Origin of the sequence: Myxococcus sp. CA040A, from assembly GCF_013336725.1 — a bacterium.
GTDB lineage: Bacteria > Myxococcota > Myxococcia > Myxococcales > Myxococcaceae > Myxococcus > Myxococcus llanfairpwllgwyngyllgogerychwyrndrobwllllantysiliogogogochensis.
The window spans coordinates 840,064-859,650 of record NZ_JABUMR010000003.1 but is presented as its reverse complement, the minus strand read 5'-3'; the positions used below and the strand labels follow the sequence as shown (position 1 = coordinate 859,650).

Below are 19,587 nucleotides of genomic sequence, written 5' to 3'. Positions count from 1 at the left end.
GGTCAACTCCATGACTCCTGGACGCTCGGGGAACGAATCAGCGTCCTCACTGCCCCACTTTGTCCAGCTGTCGCTGCGCGGCCTTCTTGAGCCGCTTCACCTTCCCGAGGAGCTCGGGGTCCACCTCTCCCTCGGAGGCCTCCACCAGTTCCTTCAGGTCGTCCCGCTGCTGGCACAGGAAGCCCAGGTCGTCGCAGGAGCGGAACTCCTGGAGCGTCTTGAACACCGCAACGGACTCCTTCCACTCCTTCTTGAGCTCGGCCTGGGACTTGTTCGTGCTGCCGGAGATGATTCGCACGCGCGGGGCCGCCGCGCGCTTCGGAGGGGCGGACTTCGGGGGCGCGGACTTCGGGGGGCTGTTCAGCGGGGCCAGGAGCAGGTCCTCGGACAGCTTTTCGTCCGACGGCTTCGGAGGAGGCGCGGGGGGGGTGTCGACAGCGGCCTGTGGGCTGTTCACGGCGGCCACGTCACCCGTGGGTGGAGGCGCCGAGGCCCCTTCGCCCGGCGCGGCCTCTGGAAGCGCGGGCTCCCCGCGCGCCACGGCGCTCTCGGAGGGCAGCGGCGGGGTCCGCTCGATGGGCCTGGAAGGCGGCGGGCCCTCCAGGACCTGGGTGAGCCCCAGTTGCTGCGTCAGGCGCCTGCGCAGCACGGGGTCCAGGGTGAGCGCGGCGGCTCCCGCCAGCAGCGCACCCAGTCCGCCCAGCACCACCACCCACGCCACGACGGACCTGCGCTGGGAGCGCCTGGGGATGGTCGTCCGACGGGTGTCCTCTCCCGGGCGGCGCGCGGCGGGCTGCGCATTCGGACGGACGGGCACCGCCGTGCGGCGCGTCTCGTCATGCGAGGGCATGGACACGCGCACGTCCACGTCCTCCTCCTCGTCCTCGACAGGCGCGGGCGCCGGGGCGGGCGCCGGGCGGATGACGGAGGCGGACCCCGTGCGCCGGCCTGAGACGGGCGCCATGCCAGGAGACGAGGGGCGAACGCGGCGTGAGCCTGTCTTCGGACGCGACGGGCCGGACCTCTCCTCCTGCTCCCGCGCGGCGCCTTCCGCGTCGCGAAGGAAGCTCTCGTCCAGCACCACGCGAGGCTGGGTGTCCTCATGAAGGCCGGCGGCGGCACGGGGCTGCGTGTCGGCCGCGCGAGGCCCCCGAGGGTCCGTGTCCGCGTCGCGAGGTCCACGCGGCTGCGTGTCGTCGGAGCGCTCCCCGCGCGGCGGCCGGGACGCGCGCGGATTCGTGTCCATCTCCTCCACCCGCGCCGCCTGCTCGTCGTGCCCCATCTGCTCGGGCGTGAGCACCGGCAGCTCGGCGCTCTCCGGCTCGGAGCCCGTGTCCGAGACGACCACGCCCGGCTCGGCACTTCTAGAGGGAGGCACACCGCCCGGGTTCGTGCGCACCGGGATGGAGATGGCCGGCATCACCATCGCTCCCGAGCGCGTCGGGGCGCTCGGAGGCGGCGAGGAGAACGGTCCGCTCGTCGCGGAGACAGCGGGCATCACCAACGCCCCCGAGCGCGCGGGAGCCCCGGTCGGAGGCGAGCCCGCGGGAGCGCTCAGCGCCTGCCGCTGCGGCATCACCGCGGAGGCAGGAGGCACCGGCGCGGCGGGCGGCGGCTGGGACGCGGGAGGCGGAAACCCACCGGGACGAAGACCCGACGCGGGCACCGGGGGCCGGGACATCGGCGCGCCGGGACGAGGCTCGCCCCCCATCACGCGCAGCGGCTCCGCGCGGGGCTCCGTCGGCTCCACCGGCCACGGAGAGGGCTCCGAGTCGGCGGGGCCGACCACGGCGCCAATGGGCAGCAACTCCAGCTCCGTGGGCCGCATGTCCGGACGCGCGGGCATCGGGGGCGGCGGCGCGGGCGGGGACCAGGGGGCGGGTGGAATGGCCTCCGGCGGCACGGTGGCCAGCGGCACCTCCCGCGTCTGTGAGGGCGGGCGCATCACGGGAGCAACGGCGGGCGGCGGCGTGGGAGGAGGACGGTTGAAGGCCTCCGGCTCCACCTCCACCGAGGGCGACGTGTCCGGATTCAGCCGGCTCGCCCGGGCGCGGGCCTCTTCCTCCAAGGCCTCCAGCGGGAAGGCGGGCCGCGTGGCCTCGTCCATGGGAATGCCCGGACGCGTCTCGCCGTCATTCACCGGCCCGCCGGCCTCGCGGCTGCGCGGCGTGGGGTGGAAGGAGAGCGCCTCCACCGGGCCATCCAACCGGATGGTCTTCGCGGGGAGGATGGCCCCCGCCGGCAGCGTCGCGCGGGGCGCGGTGCCGCCGTCGTCCTGCTCCTGCGCCGCGGCCCGTGGCTCGGGGACACCTCCGCGCGGCACGTCCTTGAGGCTGGCCAACAGGCGCCGCTCGGACTGGAAGTCCGCCGTGAAGAGCTCCCGCATGAAGCGGCTGACGCTCTCCGGGCCCGCGCTGGCGTCAATCTCCATCAGGCACGTCTGCAGCCGGCCACGGAACTCCTCCGCCGTCTGGAAGCGCTGCGTGGGGTCCACCTCCAACGCCTTGGCCACCAGCGCCGTCACCGAGCGCGGTGTGAGCGGCTCCACGTCGTCCAGGGGGGCGACCTTGGGGTTGGCCACCACGGACATCAGCTCGCCGGGGTGGATGCCGTCGAAGGGGTTCTTGCCGGCGATGAGCTCGTAGAGCGTGAGGCCCACCGCGTACAAGTCACTGCGACGGTCCACCGGCTGGTGCCGCGCCTGCTCCGGGGACATGTAGAGGAACTTGCCCAGGATGATGCTCGGGTTCGTCTTCGCCGCGGACAGCCGGCTCTTGGCGAGCCCGAAGTCGACGACCTTCACCTCCCCCTCGTAGGAGATGAGGATGTTCTGCGGAGAGATGTCCCGGTGGACCAGCTTCAGGTCCTCGCCGTCGTCATCCTTCTTGCGGTGCGCATAGGCGAGCGCGTCCAGCACCCGGCCCATGATGTAGAGGATGAAGGTGAGCGGCAGCGGCACCTGCCTGTCCCGCACCCGAGCGGCCACCTTGCGCAGGTCCTTGCCGTCCACGTACTCGAGGGCCATGTAGGCCTCGCCCTCGTGCAGCCCCATGTCCAGCACCTGGGCGATGGAGCCGTGGCTCAGCCGGACCAGGGTGCGCGCCTCGCCCACGAAGCGCTCGACGAAGTCGCTGTCCTCCGCGAGCTGCGGGAGGATTTTCTTGATGACGCACAGCTTCTCGAAGCCCTGCGCGCCCTCCAAGCGGGCGAGATAGATCTCTCCCATGCCGCCCGTCGCCAGATGGGACAGGAGGGTGTACCGGCCAAAGGGCTGGGGCCGGAACGGACGCAGCCGGGCGGAAGGGTTATGGGCGTTCATGGAGGCGGGGGTCCACCACTCGGGCCCCATTGAACCCCGTCCAGGGCCACGGCATCAACCCGTCAACCTGCCGCGAGGGGTTTTCACCGCAGTCCCGGGTTGGTGAGCGTGCCGACATCCTCGTCGAGCACCTCGAAGACGGCCACCTTCTCCCGGGGGGCGCGCACCATCCGCTCCCCCAGGGGCATCACATCGAAGCGGGCCCCCACGGAGGCCAGCATCTTGCCGGTCATCAGCACCTGGCCGGGGTTGCCCGTGGCGGCCAGCCATCCGGCCACGGCCATGCCCTCGCCCACCGCCGTATAGTCCGAGCGCACCTCGTTGCCGATCATCCCCACCAGCGCGCGCGTGGTGTGCAGGGCCAGCCGCAGCTCGCAGCGCTCGTCCAGGGGACGGCGGCTCATGGCCCGCTCCCAGTCCGCGCGCAGGGACAGGGCGGCGCGCACGGCCCGCACGGAGTCCTCGCCCTTGACGTAGGGCACGCCAAACAGCGCCCGCATGGAGTCGCCCTGGAAGCCCTCCACCGTGGCCTCGAAGCTGAACACGATGCCGGTGGCCCGCGAGTGGAATTCGTTGAGCAACTGGGTGGCCTTGGCCGCGCCGATGCGCGGAGCCAGCGCGCCAAAGCCCACCAGCTCCACGTGCAGCACGGTGAGGGTGCGCTCCTCCAGCCCCGGCAGCCGTCCCCCCTGACGCAGGGCCTCCGACGCGCGGCGCTCCGCGATATCCGGCGGGTGGAAGCGCTCCAGCATCCGGCGCATCCGCTCCAGCGTGGCGCCGCCCTCCTTCGGGGAGAACTTCTGCACGCCCGTGGCCACCAGGTGCGCCACCGCCGAGCACGCATCCAGCATCGGCTCCAGCCCATCCCCCTTCGCGGAGGTGTTGACGTAGAGCACGCCCGCGTACGGGGGCTCGGCGCCAATGGGGATGCACAGCACGCTGTCCACGCCGTAGAGGATGACGCTCTCGCGGGCGGCGAAGCGGCGGTCGTCGCGCACGTCACCCACGGCGAGCGCGCGGCCCTGCTTCAGCGCCTCGTCGACGATGGCGTCGGACACGGGCACCTCGCCCTTGGCCAGCTTGCCCCGGTGACGCACCGCCGCCGGCACCAGCGCGCCCGTGGGGTGCTTGAGCAGCACGACGGCCGTCGTGGCGTCCGTGCGCTCCAGCAGCCGGTCCATCGTCATGTCCAGGAAGGTGGACAGCGTGGTGGCGGTGGAGAGCGCCTCCGCGGTGCGGAACATCAGCACCAGCGTCTCCTGGCCGACGCGGGGACTGGCGGGCGCAATCGGCGTGGACGCGCTGCTGAAGTCCTCGAAGGGCATGGGCCCCACGTTGTCCAACAGGCGCAGCACGTCCGCGTCCCGCACGCTCTTGGCCAGCAGCACGGAGGGGCCCACGTCCTGCCCATGGCCGAAGCGCACGACGCCGCCCGCGCCCAGGTCCACCATCTCCGTGGCCGCGTTCTCCACCGTGTTGGGCTGGCGGACCGCGAGCGTGTTCTCGCCCAGCGCGACGGTGTCCCCAGGGGACAGCTGTCGTGAGCCCTGCAAGGGCGCGCCGTTGACGCGGCTGCCGTTACGGCTGCCCAGGTCCTCGATGCGGAGGATGTCCGCCTCGACGTACAGGCGCGCGTGACGGCGCGAAACGAGGTCGCCACCCAGGACGATATCGTTCTCGTCCGCGCGGCCGAGGCTCGTCACGCCCTCGGGCAAATCGTAGGACGTATCGAAGTAGCCGGGCCCGTTGATGATGATCTGCCACATCGAATGCCCGACATTACACGACTCTCCCGTCTCATGAGAGAAGGAGACACCGCTTCGAGAGGGGGGACAGGAGTGACCCGGACTGCCGGCGCAAGTGCTTCGCGCCGCGTCAAGACTGACAGTGCTCCGGGCGACTCGCAAGTGCCCGCCAGGGCGAGTCCTCAGCGCGGCCGGTGGATGAAGACGGACTGTCCGTGGCGCACCGCGGTGAAGGCCGTCAGCGCTCTTTGGGCGGGGCCTTGAAGCACCGCGCCATCCAGCGCGAAGCGGGAGCCGTGACAGGGACACTCCATGACGCCCTCGGCCGGGAGCCAGTCCACGGCGCAGTCCCCGTGCGTGCAGATGCGCCACAGCGCCACGAAGCAGCCGGGCCGCGTGTGCACGAGCACCACGTCCAGGAGCGCTTCGGGCACGCGCACCTCGGCGTGGCCTCCTGGTGACTGCAGCGCCGGGTGGTCCGCGAGCCGCACTTCCACCCAGCCCTCTTCGGCCGTGCCCGGCACCGGCGCCCCGGGACAGGCGGCGCCGTCGGGCGGGAGGTCCAGGACGATGGCCTCCCGCCACTCCCCGCCGCACCCCACCCCCAGCGCGGCCAGGGCACAGCCACCCTGGGCCAGCGTGAGGAGCGCGGCGCGGCGGTCCAGCTTCGTCATGGCGCGGCCGTGAGCGACACGCCGTTCACCACGGCGACGCCGTCCAAATCGAACCCGGCGGACGTGCCGGCGGAGCCGCTGGTGCCGGAGTCCTGGATGCGCACGTAGCGCGCCCGGCTCAGGCCCACGGTGGCCAGGTCGAACCCGTCTCCGCCCGCGACAGCGGGGTCCGTGGCGCTGATGCCGGCGGCGGGGTTGGCCGTCACGGGACGTACGCCCGCGCAGCCCGGGTAGTTGTTCGCCGCGTCCGAGGGGGCGCAGGGGAACTCGAACCACTGCACGCCATCGTCGCTCACGGACACCTTCGCCCGCTCGGTGAAGGCGCGAGGGCCTCCGGCGATGAGGAAGGCGTTCTCGAAGACGAGCAGGTCCACGCCCGGCCCGTCCATCACCGCGAGGTCCGTGAAGCGAAGGGTGATGGAGCCCGACTTGCCCAGCGAGAGGACGTCGAGCGAGCCGCTGTCCAACCCCGAGCCCACCGGCGGGCCCAGGACGATGGACGGGAAGCGGTCCTGTCCGAAGCCCGCGCCGGGGCCCGGAAGGAACTCGACGACCTCGTCCGCGTACGGGTCCGCGGGCACGGCGACACTCGCGTCTTCAGGCGAGCCCGGGTCCCCCGGCCCCGCGTCCTCCGAGGGCGAGGACGGGTCCTCACCACCGCAGGCCGACAGGCTCAGGAGCAGCGCGAGCGCCGCTCCCCGCCGTTGCGGCCAGGACACGCGGCGACTCACGGGGCCACCTGGAGGCGGACCAGTCGCTGGCCGTTCTTGTCGGCGACGCCCACCAGCACGTCCGAGCCAAGCGGCTCCAGCATCGTGACGGTGGTGCACTGGTCCACGTAGTCGAGCACGGCGGCGCGCGCGCCCACCGTGACAGTGTCGCTCCCCGTGCTGGTGGACAGCGCGAAGCGGGACACATCCGTGCTCACGAAGCTGAAGTTCTCGTCATACCCGCCGCGGTTGACGACGACACCCGCGCCGAAGGAGGACGCGCTGTCGAAGTCGCTGCCCACCTCGATGGGCGACTGGCTGCCCAGCTCCAGCGGCGTCCCGCTGGTGATGGCCTGGGCGACGACCGACGGCGCCACGCCGTAGATGACGTTGACGAAGTCGCCGTTGAAGAAGCCCAGCGCCGCGACGCCGTTGTCCGCCACGGCGGTGAAGCCGCTGGCGACCACGCCTTCGGCCGGGAAGTTGGCCACGCGCACCGTGCCCAGGGGATTCGCGGACGTCACCACGCCGTAGATGCCGAGCCCCGTGGGCAGGGTGCCCAGGCCGCCACCGTTGATGAGCACCGCGCTCGTGTCCCCGTTCGAGAAGGCCGCCGCGGAGTAGTTCTTCGGCGCGGTGAGGAAGGACGACGAGGCCGGCGTGGCGATGTCGTAGAGCGAGAGGGAGCCCGGAGACCCGGAGGCACCCGTGGTGTAGCCGGTGAAGACGCGCTGCCCGTCGTTGATGAGGTAGCCGCCCGCGTAGACCGCGACGCTGCCAGCGCGGTCCTCCGGGGTGACGACGTCATAGAGCTTGGTGGGGGACAGCTGGAGGTCGGGCCACGTGCCCATCGAATACAGCGCGGCGTCCTTGCCGCCCCCCTGCACCGCGTAGAACGAGTACGTCGGACCCGGCGACGAGCCCAGGGCGGAGATGCCATCCGGCAGCGGGGCCGTCTCGGTGGCGACGAAGCCCGCCTGGAGCTGGAGCGTGCCCAGCTTCGCGTCGTGCGGCGTCGTCTCACAGGTGACAGGGCCGGCGTCCGGCGTACCCGCATCCGGCGTGGGGTCCACGGGGCCGGCGTCCGGCGTGCCCGAGTCCACGGGGCCCGCGTCCGGCGTGGGGTCCACCGGGCCTGAATCCGGCGTGCCCGAGTCCACGGGACCGGCGTCCGGCGTGCCCGAGTCCACCGGACCTGAATCCGGCGTGCCCGAGTCCACGGGACCCGCGTCCGGCGTGCCCGCGTCAGGCACCGGGGGCTGGCCAATCGGCTCCGTCTCGCACTTCTCGTCGATGCAGACCCACTGCTGGCCCGCGGGGGGCTCGCCGTTGTCGGCGCGGCAGTCGAATGTGTCCACGCACTCGGGGTTGCAACCCGTGCCGAGCAGCGCCACCGCGAAGGTGGTCACTGCCAGCGAAACAGACTTCGTCCAGGGAGCTACGCGCTTCCAGTCAGCGGTCTTCATCTGCGTCCTCAGTCCCTCTCCGCCCCCACGGGCGGGTGGGCATCCAGGAGGACGCGGTCGAAGGCGGGCCCGGGCACACCCACGTGCACGGAAGAAAGGCTGACGCCTCCGCCGCCTCCCCTCGGAGGCCTCGGTGATGTCCGTGCCCGAAGGGCACGGGTCCTTGGCAGGTTTTCGGACTCGCAGGCGCGGATGCCCCGGGGGCACCCACCTAGTGGCCGTCGCTTCCCAGCCCCATGGAGGGACCAGTGCTTCGTGACGGCGGTCGTTCCTGCACACCGCTGCGGGGCAGTCCCGGATTCACACCGGGTTCCCTAGAGCCGCCGTGTTTCCACGTCAGCACCGAGGACGCCGGCGGGGATATGGCGGGTGACCGGCATTGTCAATGGAGCGCGGTGACGTCGATGGCATTGGACACGGGGCGACGCGGGTCCAACGGGCACGCCTCCAGCGCGGGGCCCTTCGCCTCGGGCGTGGAGTAGCCACGACGCTCGGTGAGGCGGCCATCCCCCACCTCCACCACAAAGACGCGGCCGGCGTTGGTATCCGCCAGGTACACCGCGCCCTTCGCCACCGCGAAGCGACTGGCCACGGAGAGCACACACCCGGGCGCGCCCGGCTGACAGCCAGGGTTGAGCGCGTAGGAGGCCACGACGGTGTCGTCCTTTACCAGTACCAGGCCCGTGGAGCGCACGGACGTCGCGATGTAGCCATTCTCCGGGTCATAGAGCGCCTCGCCGATACAGGCGACCACCAGTTGGTCTCCCACCGCTTCCACGTAGCCCGCGTTGAGGCAGCGCTCCGCGCCCAGGTCGATGGCGCTCACCGCGCCGGTGGAAGGGTCGATTCGCGCGAGCATGCCCGGCCCGTTGGGACGGTAGTCATTGGCGGGATTCAGATTGGTGAGCGCCACGTATACGGCGGAGCGCGTCGCCGTCACCGAGTACGGCAGCGGCATCACCGGGCCTCCGCCAAAGGGCTTCAGGTCCAGTCCCGTGAGCGACAGCGTGTCCACCTTGCGCGGCTGCTCGGGGTTGGAGATGTCCACCCGCGCCACGGCGTTGCCGTGCTGGAAGCCGGAGCTCGCGGTGCCGAACAGCGGAATGAAGAGCGTATCGCCGAAGCGCGCGAGCGCCTGCGGACTGGTGTTCGCGCCCAGGTTCACCTGGCCCACCGTGCGCAGGCCCAGACCGTTGCCCTGCGCCGGGCCCTCGCGCTTGAGCACCTGGAGCGTGTTGTTCACCGAGTCGACGACGTACACGTAGGGCGGGTCCACGAGGATGTCGTTGGGCGAGCCGGACACCACGCCCAGCGAGTCCTCCTCGACGAGGGTCCCCAGGTTGCCTCCCGCCGCCTGGAGCAGCTTGCCGTTCGTCATGTCCGCCGCGAGCACGAAGCCGTCCCATGACGCGAGCGACTGCACACCCGCGCCGAACTCGCGCCGGGGCCCGAGCTGGTCCGTCCCCGCCTGGATGCCCACGAGCTGTCCGTTCGTGAAGCACGCCGTCACCACGTCGTATGCGCACCGTCCCGAGTGACACGACTGCACGTCCGGACACGCGACGCCGCACGCGCCGCAGTTCAGCACGTCCGTCCGCGCATCCACGCACGCGCCGCCGCAGCGCAGCAGCCCCTCCGAGCAACCTTCGCGACACGCGCCCGCCTCGCACACCTGACCTGTGGCGCAGGCCGTGCCGCAGGCACCGCAGTGGGCCACGTCCGTCGCGGTGTCGACACAGGCGCCGTCACAGGACTCGGTGCCAGCGCGACAGCCGCAGACGCTGTCCTGACAGACTTCGCCCGTGGAGCAGGTGTTGCCACAAGCGCCGCAGTGGGCGGTGTCGCCGCGCAGGTCCACGCAGGTGCCCTCGCAGACCGTGAGGCCGGCGGTGCACACCACGCCTTCATCCGGGCAGCCGGTGAGCACGAGGGCCAGGAGAGAGACTGACAGCAACGCCAGCGGCGTGGACTCAAGGGGACGGGGCGCGCGGGGCATGGGAGTCCTCGGAGGAGGGAGGCGACGGGGGGTTCGGCTCGAGCGACACCGCGAGGGTCGCGTAGGCCGCGCGCCCTGGCAGTGGGAAGCCGGTGAAGTCCTGGGCCCGCGAGTCGAGGAGGTTCTTCACCTCGACCGACAGGGTGACGTCCGGAGCGTGCAGGAAGGTGCTGGAGGCGCCCACGCTCCACAGGGTGCGTGACGGCAGGCCGCGCGTGCCGGTGCGGTTGACGAGCTGCGAGGCCTGGTACAGCACCTCCGTGCGGGCGTTGAGCCAGTCGGGCCCGGCGCGCACGCGGCCCACCCACTTGTGGCGAGGGCGGTAGGGCAGGTCCTGATTGTAGAAGCGTGGGTCGCCCAGGCGGTTCTGCGTGCGCAGCCACGTGTAGCTGCCGCTGGCGGACAGCCAGGAGAAGGGCCGGGCATCGCCCTCCAGCTCCACGCCCCACACTCGGGCGGCGTCGAAGTTGTAGGGCCGCGCCATCATCGGGGGATACAGCTCGTAGGCGATGAGGTTCTCGTACAACGCCGCGAAGCCGCCCGCCGTCGCGCTCCAACGGGGCGCACCCGAGACACGCTCTTCGGAGTCCCAGACCAGGGCCGCGTCCGCGTACAGGGCGCGCTCGGGCTTCAAGCCGGGGTTGGGCAGGAGCGTGCCCTGGCGGATGTACAGCTCCAGGAACGAGGGCGCGCGGTGGGACTGGCCCGCGTTGGCGCGCAGCCCGAAACCACCGCCAAGGGACACCGCCGCGCCGAGCTTCGGAGAGAAGAGCCAGTAGGGCCCCACGCGCTCCAGCCGCAACGAAGGCACCACCTCCAGCACGCCGCCGAACAGGGCCCACTCGTCCATGACCATGACGCTTCCGCGCCACCAGCCCGCGGACTGCGCGCCCCGGGCCTCGGTGACCTGCTCGCCGGAGGAAGCCACGGTGGTGGTCAGCGTGTGAGCGCCGCCCAGCGGAGTACGCCCCTCCAGTTCGACACCGCCGACGAGGTGGCGCTGCGGGCCTCCCGCGCCGAGGAGGCCGCCCGTGACCTCCAGGCCATCGCGTCGAAAGAAGCCTCGCGCGCTGCCTTGCGTGCCCGTGCCACCGAGCGCTCCCGACCAGCGCACCCCGAGCGAGAGCCGGTCCAGGTCCTGTCGCCCGGCGGACTGGGGATTCTGCACCGTGCCGGGAATGGCACGGTCCTCCAGGGCCAGCTCGGAGAGCACATCCAGACGCGAGCCTCCGGGCAGTCGACGTCGGTAGCGCAGCAGCACGCCGCCGCCCTTCGCGTCGTTGCGGGCACGGGCCTCGGCGGTGACGGGGTTGTCGTCCACCGCTGGCAGCTCGTCGAGTTCGTAGGCGAAGTCTCCATCCGAGCGCCCCGCATGGAGCAGCACCAGTCCATGTCCGTCGAGCAGCGGGCCCGTCACCGCGACGTGTCCCAGCGCCGTGTTCCAGCTTCCGTAGGTGACCTCACCACTGCCGCGCGTGTGCGAGGAGGGCGCGCGCGTGACGATGTTCACCGCACCGCCCAGGCCTCCCGAGCCATAGCGGGCGCCCGCGCCACCGCGCAGCACCTCGAAGCGCTCCACCAGCGCGGCGGGAACCTGGGACAGGTCCGCCATGCCGCCCGCGCCGTTGAGAGGGATTCCATCGAGGAACACCAGCACGCCGTTCGACGCGGCGCCTCGGACGACGAGGCTCTTGCTCTGGCCATAGCCCCCCGAGTCCTGCACCGCGAGGCCCACCGAGCCGACGAGCAGCTCCGCCGTGTCGCGCGCTTCACCCGCGTGAGCGGTGGCATCGATGACGGTGATGGCGCCCGTCGGGTCCCTGCGCTCGGGCGAGTCCGGCGGTGGCGGCGACTTGCCGCGAACCACGGTGGAGCGCGCACGGGAGCTGTCCGGCTCCGCGGCGGCATCGTCCGGCACCTGGGCGCGGACTTCGACAGGGAGGCTGAGCGCCAGGCACACCAGGTGCCCGACAAGGAAGGTGCGCCGCATGCTCCGCCTTCCGCTCTCTCCATCGAAGAGAGAAGGCCGTCCGCACGTGTCGCCACGCGACACGTTCGCACCCCTGGGCAGGTCTCCTGGCTGATGGGCTCCGGCCTCAGGCGCACGGCGCGTCTGGCTGGAAGGGGGCTTCCGCCTTCCCCCGGAGCGCCTCAAGGCCGCTGCCGAAGTGGCGACTGTCCGAAGTCCCCGGCCCTGTCCTCAGGGCTGCCCAATCACAGTGGCGGGACCGCACCGGATTCGCACCGGCTTCCCTCTTGAAAGCCCGACATGGGCACCCAAGGGCGCACCCCTTCTAGGGGGTCACCTCCGTCGCGTCAAGCGCACCCGGGACAGCGCGGCACACGAGCGCACGTACTGCTCGAAAGCACTCGCTTGGAGGAACACCACCTCCGCGCCACCCAGTCGCAACGACGCGCGGCTGAACAGCGGCGAGGAGCGCCCCGGCACTATCAACACGCCTTCCTGATACGTGCCGCCGTGGCTCTCCAGGTCCGTCACGCTCCACACCTCCGTGTGCGGCTCCGGACGAAACCGCGCGTGCTGACGCGACACAGTGGGTTCGGGCAGGACGATGTCGCACTCGGGGCTGCGTCCCACCGTCACCTCGGGACCACTTCCCCGAAGGCGCGGCCGCAGCTCGAACACGACGGGCTCCACGACACGCGAGGGCGATGGGCCCATCAAGGTCGGCGCATCCACCGGAGACACCGGGCGCGGGCGACTCGGCATCGAGTCCCACACCAGCACGGGCCACCCGACATCGCGCAGCAGCGCCTCGCGGTCCTCCCGGAGCTGAGCCATCAGCGCGGACAAACGGTGGAGCACGAGGGTCCTCCAGGCCGGAAGGAAGGTGCGCTCACTAACCTGTGCACGCCCCTTCCGTCTGTCCACCCCCACACGTCCACGAGGACGCCTTCGCGGGGGGAACCTCGAGGGTCGCACACGCGACCCCATCGCCAGCCCCAGTGAAACAATCCGGGCCTCACTTCTCGGGGCCGCAAGCGCTCCCCAGCGTGGCCACGTCCGCGTCGTAGTGCAGCGCCAACGCGCCGGAGGACTCGATGTGGCGCACGAAGAGGGAGCCGTACACCTCCGCGTTGCCACTGAGTGTCATCGTGGCGCCAGGCGCGTAGAAGTTCCCCGCGAGCACGCTGCCCGCGGAGATGCCCAGCGTCCCCGTGCCCGCCGAATAGACACGGACGCGAGCCGGCGCGTCGATGGAGCCCAGGAGGAACTGCCCGGCCACCGTCACGTCGCCGCCGATGAACAGGTCCAGCTCTCCGGGTGGCACCACTTCCACCGAGAGCCGCTCGCCAATGACGACGTCGTCCCGCACGAACAGCGCGGTGCGCTCTCGCACGACGAGGTTCAACCGCCCCTGTCCCTCGATGCGCGTCAGGAAGAAGCGTCCGCACGGCAGCTCCAGCGTGCGCTCCCCGTTGAAGCCCTCCAGCGACGAGGCATCCAGGCCGATGGCCTCGTTGTGGTTGTTGTCGGCGTGACTGCTGATGAGGCCGCGAATGTCCACCCGCGAGGCGTCATCACACGCGCACGGAGCCACCGAGTCCACCGGCTCTCGCAGCACCTCCGAGGCCGTCACCGTGCCGGACATGATGCGCTCGGCGGGCACGGCCAGCTTGCCCTCCACCGTCAGCGACGCCAGCCCCACGTCACCGCGCACCCACGCATCCCCCGTCACCTGGGCGGACACGTTTCCCGTGAGCGGACCTCCGCTGTACAGGCCACCGCCCACAGACAGGCCGCGCCCCAGGGAGATTCCATCCGCGCCGCCCGCGCTCAGCCCACCGCCGACCTTCAGCGTGTCGTTCGCCGCGACGCCGCCGTTCGTCGCCACCGCGCCGCCCTGCCCTCCCGGCACGTACTTGCCCATGGAGCCGCGGAACGCATCCGTGGTGAGCGTCGCGCTGAACGCGAGCCTGTCGCACGAGCACAGCGCGTAACGGAAGGCGCGCTCCGCGAGGTGACCGCTGCACACCTTGGCGCCCGTGACGCTGTCACCCACCAGCAGCAGCGGGCCCGTGGAGGCACAGAAGGCCGCGGGGTCATCAGAGGGGTTCTCGCCCTCCCCCGTCGTCCCGCTGTCCGACGAGGCCACCGGGCCCGCGTCGCTGTGCGGCGTGTTGATGAAGGCCACCGGGTCCCTCACCGTGCACGCGGCCCCCACCACGAGCCAACCCAGCAGGACGAACCTGCCCGGAGAACGCTTCCACCGCGATGCGAAGGCGCGAGTCATCGACCTGAAATCTCCCTCAGTCGGGCCCGAGCCGCCACTCCATGGGGCGAATCGGGGTGGCGCGCGAGAAAGGACTCCAGCGCCCGCGCCTCGCCGTCCCTGTCGCCCAGGGCCCGCAGGGCCTCCGTGACGCCGTGGCTCGCTTCTTCTTCCAGCACGCCCCCGGGCCAGCCCCGCTGGGCCTCCTGGTACTGACGCAGCGCCCCTCGCGCATCACCCAGGTGCTCCAGCCGCAGCGAGCCCGAGGCCACGCGCGCGACATACGCGGACATGGCCTGTGGGTCGGTCCGGATGACGCGCAGATAGAGCGCCTCCGCGGCCTTCCACTGTCCCGTGGCGCGGTGACCATTGGCCCGGCGCAACAAGTCCTCCGGAGCGGGCGCGCTGGGGAGCATCTCCGTCCCACGGGGCTTCGCGGACGGCGAAGGGACCGCGACGTCCGGAGTGGTCCGCGGCACGCCGACCTCCGTCCCTCCGGTCGCGGTCTGCTTCATGCCAACGCCAGCCACGTCGGGTTCGGCCCGTGCCACGCCGACCTCCGCGCCGGTCCGCATGACTCCAACGCCGGCAACCTCGGCCCGCTCCACGTCGCCGCCGGCCTCCGCTCCGGTCCGCATGACGCCGGCAACCTCGGCCCGCTCCGAGTCGACCGCCGGAACCACCGGCTCGGGGCGCACGGGTTCGACGACGGCGGGCACCGCCACGACAGGCGTCTCGACGGGCGCCAGCGAATCGCTCCGGCGGGACAGGTGCCATGTCGCGACAGCCGCCGCGCCCACCACGAGCAGCGCCCCTCCCATCAACCACTCGTGCCGGCGACGGGAACGCAGAGGCGGTGAAGGCGCGTCCAGGGCGGCGAGCACCGCGGCCTGCACCAGCGCCGCGGACTTCTGCCGAGACAGTCGACGAGCAGGCCCCGGGTCCTCGTCCAGCGGCGCGAGCATCCCCGGAGGCAGCCCTTCTTCATCCAGGAGCCGACTCATTCCGCGCCTCCATCCGGAACGCCGCCGTCCTCGGTCGCCAGTGCGCGGAGCGCCGCGCGCCCCAGCCGCAGACGACTCCGAATCGTCTCGAAGGGAATTCCCAGCTCGTCCGACACCTCCGGCACACTCATGCCGAGCACATGATGCAACACCATCGCATGTCGCTGCTCGTCGGGGATACGGTCCAACAACATCACCATGCGACGGCGATGCACGTATTCATCCGGGGGCGCATCCTCGGAAGGCACCGCCATCAACTCCGCGGACTCATCGACGCGCCGCGCCTCGTTGCCCCGGGCGCGCTTCAGCCATGCGAACGTCGTGCGCGCCACCACCCGGTCCACCCAGGACTGGAACTGCCCCTCGCCCCGGTACGTGGAGAGCCCCCGCAACAAGGCGATGAGCGCCTCCTGGGCGATGTCCTCCACCTCCCCGTCCCCGTGCACCAGATAGCGGACGAGGTTGCGCACCCGAGGCAACAGCTCCATCAACAAGGACTCGGCGGCCTCCCTGCGCCCCTGGATGGCCGCCTGGATGCGGGGGTCCGCTCCAGGACGTGCTCTGCCGATGGCTTCCCGTCCCGTGCTCGTCATCGACCCCATGGAGGAAGGTCGAGCCGAAAACGGGTCATCCCCACTCACGGCAGCAGCACCAGCGCCAGGGCGAACCTTGGCCGCACCGCCCAGCCTTCGTTGCGTGGCACGAAGTTTCCGTCCTCGGAGTAACCGAGCCGGGGCCGCCCCAGGACGCCATCGGCGGCGACGGTGGCCTCCACGCCCATCCACTGGGAGAAGCGCCAGCGCAGGGAGGTGTCGGGCCCCGCCAGCAGCGCGGGGATGAAGCGCGGCTTGGCGGCTTCGATGCCCAGGAAATACGACTCCGTGCTGCGACCGAAGATGAGCAGGCCCACTCCCGCGCCCACGCCCCAGCGCAGGCTCCCCACTTCGAGGAGCGGGGTGTCCACCCACAGCCCTCCGGCGTACTGCTCCAGCTTCACGTCCGTGCGGCCATCCGGCAGCTTCGCCTCCAGTCCCGCGAGGACCTGAAGGCGAAGGCGCACCCTGCGGAACTCCCAGCCGGAGGCGAGCAGCAGGCCCCGATGGCCGGACCGCTCATACCCATCCAGCGTCACCATCCCGCCCACCATCACCTGCCAGCGCAGCGGCACCGAGTCCAGGGCAGCCGGCGGCATGGCCCAGAGCTCTGGCGGCATGGGCGTGGGCTCACGCTCGGGCTCGGGAGTGGCGGGCGCGGACAGCGGGGCGGCGACCTCGACGACCTCCCCCAGGGGCGTGCCGGCCTCCACCGCGCGCAGGGCGGAGCGCACGACGAGCGCCACGGCCTCGGCGCCCGCGGACCACTCGAGCGCGCCCGGCTGACCTTCCAGCCGCGCGGTGCGCACGAAGAGGTGACGGCTGCCGGGTTCGGCGAAGTGGACGCGCAGCTCGGAGCCCGAGCGCTGGAACCAGAGGACGGCGCGGGCCTGGTGGACATCCGCCAGCTCGACGACGGAGCGCCACTGCGCCTGGGGCGAGCCTTCCATGGACGGGCCCGGCATGGCGCGCAGCTCGACGGGCAGGTCGCTGCTCTGGCCGCGCACGCGTTCGAGCAGGGCGCCATCCTCCTCGGAGGCCACACGCGCCACGGCGAGCCACGAGCCGCCGCGGTCCGCCGCGCGCGCCTCCCCGCCCAGGCACAGGGCGGCGACGAGCCCCAGCCGAATCAACACGACGCCCGATGCCATGATTTGAAGGCTAGCGTCTCGTGTGTGCGCGCGGGAAGCCCCGGGGACAAACACACCTCACCGCACTGACGCACTCTGGCAGGCGCACCGGAAAAGACGCGCTGCGCCTGCAATCCTCCGGCGGACGGGCGACATGGGCCTTGGACTCCAGTCTGCCCTCGCGCCCGTCGCGGATGACTCAGCGCTGGACGCTCGGGGGGGCGCGCAGCTCACGGCTGACGCGCTCCGCGTCGCGGAAGACGCGCAGCAGGTTGCCGCCCAGAATCTTGTGGAGCTGCTCGCGGGTGTAGCCCCGGGCCACCAGCGCCTCGGTGATGCGCGGCAGGTCCGCCACCGAGTCGATGCCCTGCGGCGAGGAGTTGATGCCATCGAAGTCCGAACCCAGGCCCACGTGGTCCACGCCCGCGACCTTGGCGATGTGGTCGATGTGGTTGATGAGGGATTCGAGCGGAGGGCGCTGCACCTTCGCGGCCCACTCCCAGCTCGCCTGGGAGTTCGCGCGGTAGCGGGTGACGGGGTCCGAGGCCTTGTGCTTCGCCTCCACCGCGTCCTGGGCGGCCTTCCGCTCGGTGGCCATGGCGGCGTAGGACGTGCGGTAGGTGTCGTCGATGAAGGCGGAGAAGAAGTTCACCATCACCACGCCGCCGTTGGTGGCGACGGCCTTGAGCATCTCGTCGGTCATGTTGCGCGGGTGGTTGGTGAGCGCGCGGGCGGACGAGTGCGACGCGATGACGGGCGCGCGCGTCACCTTCAGCGTGTCGAAGAACGTCTTGTCGGACACGTGGGAGATGTCCACGAGCATGCCCAGCCGGTTCATCTCGCGGACGACGTCGCGGCCGAAGTCGGTGAGGCCGTCGTGGTGCTTCACCGACGCGTCACTGATATCGCCCGACGAGTCCGCCCACTCGTTCGTGTTGGACCAGGTGAGCGTCATGTAGCGCACGCCCAGCCGGTAGAAGTCGCGCAGCACGCCCAGGTCATTCTGGATGGAGTGGCCGCCCTCGACGCCCATGAGCGTGGCGAGCCTCTTCTGCTTGCCGGCGCGCGCGGCGACGATGTCCTTCGAGGACAGGGCGAGCACCATCTGGTCCGGGTGCTTCTCCACGGCGCTGAGCACCGAGTCGATGATGCGCAGCGACTGGTGGGTGTATTGGCCGGCGAACTCCTTGGGCTCCACCCAGATGGAGAAGAAGGCCGCGCCCAGGTTGCCGGCGCGGGCGCGGGACAGGTCCAGGTGCCCCTGACCATTGGGCGGCTGGGAGCCCAAATCGAAGCCCTCTCCGAGCATGCGCAGGGGCGTGTCCACGTGCGTGTCGATGATGAGCGCCGACTCGTGGATGGCGCGAGCCTTCGCGGAGCTGGGCGATGGCGCGGCGGGAGCGGCGGCGAGGGAGGGCGCGCCCAGGAGGAGCAGGGCGGCGAGGACGGAGCGGTTCACGCGGACACCTCGGAACGACGGGACGCGGGGGACTCTCCCACGGAGCCAGGGCGGGATGAAGTCGCGACGGTCCCCCTTGGACTCAGGGGCGCTTGCCCTGCCCCACCAACCCCAGGCCCGTGTAGACGACCTCCAGCCACTTCTCCGTCTTGACATGGCCCTCGCCGAAGCTCCGGTACTGCTCCGGCAGGCCCTCGGCCTTCACCTGGTCGAGCGTCAGGCCCGCCACCTTCTTGCGACGCACGAGCGCCGTCGTCTCCCGCAGCATGGCGACGAAGCGCTCCAGCTCCTCGCGCCCCGCGAGCGCGCCGTGGCCCGGGATGATGCGCACGCCGGAGGGCAGGCTCGCGAGCACACCTTCCGCGTTGCGCACGTAGCCCTCCACGCTGCCGCCCGCCTCCAGGTCGATGACGGGGAAGCGGTCCGTGAAGAACTGGTCGCCCAGATGCAGCACGTTGCTGCCCACGAACAGCACCGCGCTGTCGCCATCCGTATGGCCCGACGGCAGGTGTGTCATCCGCACCTCCTCGCCGTTGAACCAGAGGCTGAGCCCCTGCTGGAAGGTGAGCACGGGGCGCGCGTGCTCCGGCGCGGGAGGCAGCGTCTCACCCCGGCGGACCCTCGGCTTCGACATCCGCGCGCGAACGGCGTCATGCGCCACCAGCGTCGCCTCGCGCCCGAGCACCGCGTTGCCTCCCGTGTGGTCGCTGTGCACGTGCGTGTTGAGGACATAGACGAGCTTCTGCTTGCTCAACGTCTTCAGCGCCGCGCGCACCTTGTCGATGACCGGGGCGAAGTCGTCATCCACGAGGAGCACACCGTCGGGCCCCACCGACACGGCCATGTTGCCGCCGGCCCCCTGGAGCAGGTGGATGTTGCCCGCCACCGGCGTGGCGCGCACCTCCACCTGGGAGAAGTCACGCTCCTGCGCGAGCGCGAGACAGGGAAGCAGGACGAGCACGGCGGCGACGGCCTTCATGCGACCTCCAGACGACGGGGGATGCGTCGGCGGGCGTCTTAGCAAACCGGGAGCCCATTCATTCCCGACGCATGTGCACTTCTCTCACGCCACCCCTGCCGTCGAGCGGAATCCCCCGAACCTCCACGCCAAAGCGCGTGCACCGTTCGTTAGCCCCATGCCGTCGCGGAGTGGTGCCGGGTGCCAACGAGCGGAATCCCCCAACCTGCACGCCGACACGCGTGCACGGTTCGCGGGCCCCCGCCCCTGATGCGTGGAGCCGGGTGCCGACGAGCGG

Annotated in this window: 14 protein-coding genes and 2 riboswitches; all 14 genes read right to left on the bottom strand. The window is 71.4% G+C overall.

Annotated elements, in window-relative coordinates; genetic code table 11:
* Positions 1-46 precede the first annotated feature (46 nt).
* Entirely contained in the window at positions 47-3,319 is a 3,273-nt protein-coding gene (locus HUA75_RS15610) for a serine/threonine-protein kinase (protein WP_174486839.1), read from the bottom strand.
* A gap of 83 nt (positions 3,320-3,402) precedes the next feature.
* The gene (locus tag HUA75_RS15605; protein ID WP_141649394.1) at positions 3,403-5,085 is read right to left on the bottom strand and encodes an FHA domain-containing protein; all 1,683 of its coding nucleotides are present in this window, start codon (positions 5,083-5,085) and stop codon (positions 3,403-3,405) included.
* 161 nt (positions 5,086-5,246) lie between these two features.
* Complete coding sequence (locus tag HUA75_RS15600) at positions 5,247-5,738, bottom strand: ubiquinol-cytochrome c reductase iron-sulfur subunit (protein ID WP_174454232.1); 492 nt, start codon at positions 5,736-5,738, stop codon at positions 5,247-5,249.
* Positions 5,735-6,457, bottom strand: coding sequence for a cell surface protein (locus tag HUA75_RS15595; RefSeq protein ID WP_174486838.1), 723 nt, complete (start codon positions 6,455-6,457; stop codon positions 5,735-5,737). The genes HUA75_RS15600 and HUA75_RS15595 overlap by 4 nt, the downstream gene beginning before the upstream one ends.
* Before the next feature lie 8 nt (positions 6,458-6,465).
* Positions 6,466-7,914, bottom strand: coding sequence for a hypothetical protein (locus HUA75_RS15590; protein ID WP_254627576.1), 1,449 nt, complete (start codon positions 7,912-7,914; stop codon positions 6,466-6,468).
* 147 nt (positions 7,915-8,061) lie between these two features.
* Positions 8,062-8,276, bottom strand: a riboswitch (cobalamin riboswitch).
* 20 nt (positions 8,277-8,296) lie between these two features.
* Positions 8,297-9,910, bottom strand: coding sequence for an MXAN_6577-like cysteine-rich protein (locus HUA75_RS15585; protein ID WP_174486837.1), 1,614 nt, complete (start codon positions 9,908-9,910; stop codon positions 8,297-8,299).
* Positions 9,885-11,900 (bottom strand): TonB-dependent siderophore receptor, encoded by a 2,016-nt coding sequence (locus HUA75_RS15580; protein WP_174486836.1) that lies wholly within the window; start codon positions 11,898-11,900, stop codon positions 9,885-9,887. The genes HUA75_RS15585 and HUA75_RS15580 overlap by 26 nt, the downstream gene beginning before the upstream one ends.
* Positions 11,901-11,958: 58 nt before the next feature.
* Positions 11,959-12,206, bottom strand: a riboswitch (cobalamin riboswitch).
* Between the two features lie 6 nt (positions 12,207-12,212).
* Entirely contained in the window at positions 12,213-12,737 is a 525-nt protein-coding gene (locus HUA75_RS15575; protein ID WP_141648015.1) for an FHA domain-containing protein, read from the bottom strand.
* 157 nt (positions 12,738-12,894) lie between these two features.
* Complete coding sequence (locus HUA75_RS15570; RefSeq protein ID WP_174486835.1) at positions 12,895-14,166, bottom strand: hypothetical protein; 1,272 nt, start codon at positions 14,164-14,166, stop codon at positions 12,895-12,897.
* Positions 14,163-15,149 (bottom strand): tol-pal system YbgF family protein, encoded by a 987-nt coding sequence (locus HUA75_RS15565; protein ID WP_174486834.1) that lies wholly within the window; start codon positions 15,147-15,149, stop codon positions 14,163-14,165. The genes HUA75_RS15570 and HUA75_RS15565 overlap by 4 nt, the downstream gene beginning before the upstream one ends.
* A complete protein-coding gene (locus HUA75_RS15560) occupies positions 15,146-15,742 on the bottom strand; it encodes an RNA polymerase sigma factor (protein WP_174454381.1) in 597 nt (198 codons plus the stop codon). The genes HUA75_RS15565 and HUA75_RS15560 overlap by 4 nt, the downstream gene beginning before the upstream one ends.
* A gap of 44 nt (positions 15,743-15,786) precedes the next feature.
* Positions 15,787-16,893 carry a hypothetical protein gene (locus HUA75_RS15555; protein WP_174486833.1) on the bottom strand — a complete coding sequence of 369 codons (1,107 nt, stop codon included), beginning with the start codon at positions 16,891-16,893 and terminating at the stop codon, positions 15,787-15,789.
* A 178-nt stretch (positions 16,894-17,071) separates the two neighbouring features.
* Complete coding sequence (locus tag HUA75_RS15550) at positions 17,072-18,331, bottom strand: dipeptidase (RefSeq protein WP_174486832.1); 1,260 nt, start codon at positions 18,329-18,331, stop codon at positions 17,072-17,074.
* A gap of 82 nt (positions 18,332-18,413) precedes the next feature.
* Complete coding sequence (locus HUA75_RS15545) at positions 18,414-19,310, bottom strand: MBL fold metallo-hydrolase (RefSeq protein WP_174486831.1); 897 nt, start codon at positions 19,308-19,310, stop codon at positions 18,414-18,416.
* Positions 19,311-19,587 lie beyond the last annotated feature (277 nt).